Origin of the sequence: Massilia sp. 2TAF26 (assembly GCF_052115005.1) — a bacterium.
Classification (GTDB): Bacteria; Pseudomonadota; Gammaproteobacteria; order Burkholderiales; family Burkholderiaceae_D; genus Telluria.
Window position 1 is genome coordinate 1 of record NZ_JBFRFV010000146.1, and the last position, 370, is coordinate 370.

Genomic DNA, 370 nt, shown 5'->3' on the forward strand with positions numbered 1-370 from the left:
GTCTTACCCTACAAAACCTCGCAGACTTAAGTTTAATACCTATTTCACCGGTGTCACGATTTAACATTTCGGAATATTGTAAATGTCCCGAACACTCATTCATTCTTTCAAAGTATCTTTCAAACTCGAACGATTGTTTATATATATCAGCAACAAGATCGCAATCGTGTCTATGAATATCCCACGGTTTATCTTTCTCTGATCTATCACTCAACTTTTCATACTTGACTTTATTTTTTTTATTATCTATATTTCCCATAGCAATACGGATCCTTGTTGTAAATTTGAAGCCTCGACAACTTCAAACTACAACAGGGATTTTTTTTGTCAATCTTCTACCGAAATAAACCTTCCCGTTTCGCTCTAAACC

The 370-nt window shown here is 34.9% G+C and carries 1 protein-coding gene; it reads right to left on the bottom strand.

Features of this window, described 5'->3' with window-relative positions; translation table 11 throughout:
• Nucleotides 1-259 (bottom strand): hypothetical protein (locus tag AB4Z32_RS27875; RefSeq protein WP_442125036.1); only part of this gene is annotated, 259 nt, incomplete at its 3' end.
• Nucleotides 260-370: the final 111 nt, after the last annotated feature.